Source organism: Brooklawnia sp. (genome assembly GCF_049651565.1).
Classification (GTDB): Bacteria; Actinomycetota; Actinomycetes; order Propionibacteriales; family Propionibacteriaceae; genus Brooklawnia.
This window is the reverse complement of record NZ_JBASCI010000238.1, coordinates 1-4,875: the sequence shown is the minus strand read 5'-3', so window position 1 is coordinate 4,875 and position 4,875 is coordinate 1. Positions and strand designations below refer to the sequence as shown.

General features: G+C 67.9%; 6 protein-coding genes. 3 read left to right on the top strand and 3 right to left on the bottom strand.

The features are described from left to right. A partial coding sequence (locus tag WBL05_RS11400) for a hypothetical protein (protein WP_424226023.1) occupies positions 1-763 on the bottom strand: 763 nt, incomplete at its 3' end. Positions 764-1,057: 294 nt separating this feature from the next. On the opposite strand from WBL05_RS11400, the gene WBL05_RS11395 reads away from it, so the two are divergent. Then, complete coding sequence (locus WBL05_RS11395) at positions 1,058-2,275, top strand: DUF418 domain-containing protein (RefSeq protein ID WP_424226021.1); 1,218 nt, start codon at positions 1,058-1,060, stop codon at positions 2,273-2,275. Here WBL05_RS11395 and WBL05_RS11390 read toward each other — a convergent pair. Beyond that, a complete protein-coding gene (locus WBL05_RS11390) occupies positions 2,219-2,794 on the bottom strand; it encodes an NADPH-dependent F420 reductase (protein WP_424226019.1) in 576 nt (191 codons plus the stop codon). The genes WBL05_RS11395 and WBL05_RS11390 overlap by 57 nt on opposite strands. 302 nt (positions 2,795-3,096) lie before the next feature. On the opposite strand from WBL05_RS11390, the gene WBL05_RS11385 reads away from it, so the two are divergent. After that, positions 3,097-3,726, top strand: a complete 630-nt coding sequence (locus WBL05_RS11385; protein ID WP_424226017.1) for an ANTAR domain-containing protein — start codon at positions 3,097-3,099, stop codon at positions 3,724-3,726. Between the two features lie 29 nt (positions 3,727-3,755). Next, the gene (locus WBL05_RS11380; RefSeq protein WP_424226016.1) at positions 3,756-4,436 is read left to right on the top strand and encodes an NADPH-dependent F420 reductase; all 681 of its coding nucleotides are present in this window, start codon (positions 3,756-3,758) and stop codon (positions 4,434-4,436) included. Positions 4,437-4,485: 49 nt separating this feature from the next. Here WBL05_RS11380 and arr read toward each other — a convergent pair. Further along, on the bottom strand, positions 4,486-4,875 hold a 390-nt coding region (gene arr, locus WBL05_RS11375; RefSeq protein WP_424226014.1), incomplete at its 5' end, for an NAD(+)--rifampin ADP-ribosyltransferase.

Below are 4,875 nucleotides of genomic sequence, written 5' to 3'. Positions count from 1 at the left end.
GGCCGAGGCCGTCCAGGGGCGCGGCGGGGTTGAACGGCTCGTCCGGGCCGTCGAGTTCGATGCGGGGCGCCGGCTGCGGCCCGGGCACCAACTGGGCAAGTGTTGCGGGCGCCGCGGCGAGCGCCGGACCGAGCAGCACCGAGATCGGGGAGTTGACCAGGTCGATCAGGTCCTGCAGCGAAACGCCTTCTCCTTGCGGCAGGGCCAGGAAACCGCGCCGCTGGTACTCAAGTCCGAGCAGCTCGTCGGGGCCGGTGATGAGCAGCAGCAACAGCACCTGGAGCGCCTTGACATCCGGGATCCCCTGCACCCGGCCGAGCAGTGCGAGCAGTGATTGGCGACCCGGGTTTTGGCCGAACGCGTCCAGCACCTGCCAGTTGATCCGGAACAACCGGGGCCGGTCGGCGTCCCACTCGGCGTCGACCAGGCCGACCAGTGTGAGGGCTTCGGCTACGCGGGGCAGCTTGACCTGCAGCAGCCGGACCAGGAGGGTTTCGCGCAGGTCGTCGTTCTGGGTCAGCGCCCGGAATTGGGCCAGCCACTGGTCGAGCCCGGAACCTGTGGGTTCGAGCTGCAGGTTGAACAGCGGCTCGAGTTGGTCGCTGGCCTGGACAAGGATCGTCGGCAGCGGCGGATCTCCGGGCTGCCCGGAGAGACAGCCCTTGATGAGGTCCTGGATAGTTCCGAGGATGTTGGCCATCAGGTCCCCCGGCCAGGAGTGCGGCGAGTCTGGGGTGGAGTCTTCGGCCGGGCCAGCAGCCACCGACTGATGTCAATACCGGGTGCAGCAGCGAATAGCTAGATGATGAAATGGCATCCCACCAGCAGGCACACCCCTGAGGGTGAGGTCGGGGGTGGCCACGCTATTGCCCCGGCGGCTACCTGCGATTTACGCTTGTTGTGCGTCAAGACGCACCGCTGCGGCATGCATGCGTGCGCCCCGGCCATCCCCGCTACGGCAGTGGAGTGGCCCCAGGCTCAACCGTCGGACGCGGATCGGGCGTCCGGTTCCCAGGGAGCGACGATCATGTCCCCCACCACAGCTACCGCCACTCGAATGAAACCGATCAGCTCGACCGAGCGGATCCAGATTCTCGACATCCTGCGCGGCTTCGCCGTCCTCGGCATCCTCGCGGTCAACATCGGCGGCTTCGCCGCGCCGTCCTTCTACCCCGGCTACGTTCCCCCGCCGATGCCCTGGTACGACCAGGCGGCGCACGCGTTCGTCCAGCTGTTCGCCGAGGGCAAGTTCTACACCATCTTCTCGTTCCTGTTCGGACTGGGCTTCGCCGTGCAACTGCAGCGCGCCGAGGCCAAGGGGAAGGACATCCGTTCGTTCTACCCGCGTCGCCTGCTGGTGTTGTTCGCCATCGGCGTGCTGCACAGCATTCTGCTGTGGAGCGGCGACATCCTGCGGATGTACGCCCTGTGGGGGTTCGCACTGCTGGCGTTCCGTCGCCGGTCCAACCGGACGCTGCTGATCGCCGCCGGGCTGCTGTTCGTGCTCAGCTTCGCCGCGCTGGGGCTGTTGGGAGGGCAGTCCGGGGTGAACACCGGCAGCCCGGGCGGAGCTGAGATGCAGCTCGCCGACCTGGCCCGGGCCGCGTATACCAGCTCCTCGATCGGCGACTACTTCACCTTCCAGCTCATCGCCTCGCTGGTGGTCTTCGTCTTCATCGCGCTGTCGCAGGGGCCGAGCGTGCTGGCGCTGTTCCTGATCGGACTGCTGGCAGGCCGATCCCGGATCTTCGAGCGGTTGGACGAGCACCGGGCGCTCGCCCGCCGGGTGGCGGCGGTCGCCTTCCCGGTTGGGCTGCTGGCCAACGTCCTGTTCGTCTTCACCGACGGCTGGACGTCGGCGTTCGGGCTGACGGTGGGAGCGCCGACGCTGGCGGCTGCCTACGTGGCAGGGCTCTCACTGCTGTCGCTGCGCCCGGCTGGCGCGCGTGCCCTGGCTCCGATGGCCAGCGTGGGCCGGATGGCGCTGACCAACTACGTCCTGCAGTCACTGGTCTGCGCGCTGCTGTTCTACGGCATCGGGTTCGGACTGTACGAGCAGGTGGGCGCTGCCGGGCTGCTGGGCATCACCGTGGCCATCTACGCCCTGCAGCTGCCGCTGAGCGCCTGGTGGTTGGGACGCTACCGCTTCGGCCCGCTGGAGTGGGTGTGGCGGACGCTCACCTACGGCGAGCGCCCGCCCATGCGAGTCACGCCGCGGTCAGGCGACGATCCCGAACCCGCCAGTCCAGGCCACCTTCTCGGCAGCGGCCAGTGAGATCTGCAGGAAGCCGAAGGCCTCCATCTCGCGGGCACGCTTCAGCGAGCCGGCGTCGATTGCGTTGAGGCCACCGGCCTTGACGACGTCGATGAGCGCCTGCTTGGCGGTCTGGTCGTCCCCGGCTACCAGCACGGTGGTGGTCAACGGGCCGACGGTGCCGGCGGCGAGCGTGCCGGCGAATGTGGTGTTGAACGCCTTCAGGACCGTGGACTGCGGCAGCCTCTGGGACAGTTCCTGGGCCGCCGAGCCATCAGCCGGGACGACCAACCCGTCGAAGGTCTCCTGATTGACCGGGTTGGTGATGTCGACCACGACCCGGCCGGCGAGCTGGTCACCTCGCTCGGCGACGATCTGGTCGACATCGGAGTAGTTCACTGCCAGAACGACGATGTCGCCCCGCACCGGGGTGTCGGCGTCCTCACGCCCGAGCACCTGGACGTCGTTGCCGCCCCTGCTCACGACGCTGGCGATTGCCTGCCCCATGGCGCCGGGGCCGATGATGCTCACAGTGGTCATGGTTTCCTCCTGGGTGGTTCGGTTACTCAAGGTTTCAACCAGCCTATGCGACGACAGTTGTCGCTTCAAGTATTTCTTGCTGCCGGATGGCAACGCCAGCCGGAACCGAGCCCCGGCCGTGCCGCAATCGGTATTCTTCTACCAAGTGCGCATGGAACACAGTTGTCAGCGCTGCTTCCGCCCGACGCCTGCTTACCAGCGTTGCCCCGGCACTGGAGGACCAGCATGGACACCCCCATTGACTACGGCGACATCGCCGAGAACTTCGCCGTCCTCAACACCAGCTGCGATCGAGCGGCGACGTGGAGGCCACCTGGAGCCGGTTGGTCGATCTCGCCATCGGCGCCATCCCCGGGTGCGACTGGGCGGCGCTGACGTTCTGGTCCACGAACCGCGAACCAAGGAGCCTGGCAACGTCCGGCGGGATTGCGAGCGAGGTCGACCAATTGCAGTTCACCTCTGGCGAGGGGCCATGCCTCGCTGCTGCCGAATCCGTGGAAGTGGTGCACATGGCCGACGTGGCGACCGACTGGCGCTGGCCCATGTTCAGCGAGGCGGTTCTTGCCCACACGCCGGTTCGCTCGGTACTGTCGTTGCACCTCGGTGAGCACCCGGAGCGGGCGGCCCTCAATCTCTATGCAGCGCAGCCGGGCGCATTCGATGTCGAGGCGGTGGACACCGCGGCGTTGTTCGCCACCCACGCCCGGGCGCTGCTCAGCCACGCCGCCAGCGCCAGCAAGGCAGTCGACCTGGTCACTGCCCTGGCGAGCAGCAGGGTGATCGGCGCCGCCATCGGCATCCTGATGAACTCCCGGAAGGTGACCTCGGATGACGCCTTCACGATGCTCCGCCAGAGCAGTCAACGCCTTAACCGCAAGTTGCGCGAGATCGCGCACGTGGTCACCGAAACCGGGGCGCTGCCCGCCGAGTAGCCGCCCACATTACAGGAAGGGGCACTTCGATGAGGATCGCAGTGCTGGGAACAGGTCCGGTCGGTCGGACGCTCGCCGCAAGATTCGCAGCGGTGGGCCATCAGGTGGTGATCGACACCAGGGATGTGGCTGCCACGCTCGCCCAGACCGGGCCAGACGCCTGGGGCGATTCCCCGTTTCCGGTCTGGCTGGACGAGCACCCGGATCTTGAGCTGCACGACTTCACCAATGCAGCCGCGGCCGCGGAGTTGATCGTCAACGCAACCAATGGTGCGGCGTCCCTGAGCGCGCTGGCGCAGGCCGGCGCCGGGAACCTGGCCGGCAAGGTGCTGGTCGACGTGTCCAACCCGCTGGACTTCTCCGGCGGCATGCCGCCGACCCTGTTCACCAAGGAGACCGACTCGCTGGGAGAGCAGATCCAGCGCGCATTCCCGGCCGCGAAGGTAGTGAAGACGCTGAACACCATGACCGCAGCCGTGCAGGCTGATCCAGGCCAGCTCGCCGGCGGTGACCACACCGTCTTCGTCAGCGGCGACGACCCCGGCGCCAAGGCGGTGGTGACAGACCTGCTCACCAGTCTCGGGCACACCGACGTCATCGACCTGGGCGACATCACCACCGCCCGCGGCGTCGAGATGTACCTGCCGCTGTGGCTGCGGGTGTGGGGTGCACTGGGCACCCCGATCTTCAACATCAAGGTGGTCCGCTGAGCCACGTGCGGCTGGCATCGTGGAACGGCCGCCGCCACGGACGCGCAATTCAGTCGTCCATCGCCTCGATGCCGAGCTCAGCCAGTTCAGCGCCCGCCCGGCGCAACTGTTCAACCCGCTGCGGTGGTGGCGGCTCCCAGTCGAAGACCTCCTCGACCACTCGCAGCGGCTCGCGCGTGCGGTACGAGCGGGTCGGGTTGCCCGGGAACCGCTTGTCGGTGACGTTCGGGTCGTCCTCGATCGCCCCGAGCGGCTCGACCCGGTAGACCCTTGGCCGGCCCGGGCCGCTGGCGAGTTCGGCGGCCAGCGGTGCGGTGTCCCGGCTGGCGGTGAAGTAGATGTGCCGTGCAACCCGGCGTGAGCCGTAGTTGGCCGCCCAGCCGGGTGTCAGCAGGTCACCCGGCCGCACGTCGGCGCGCGTCCCGTGGAAGAACGGGCC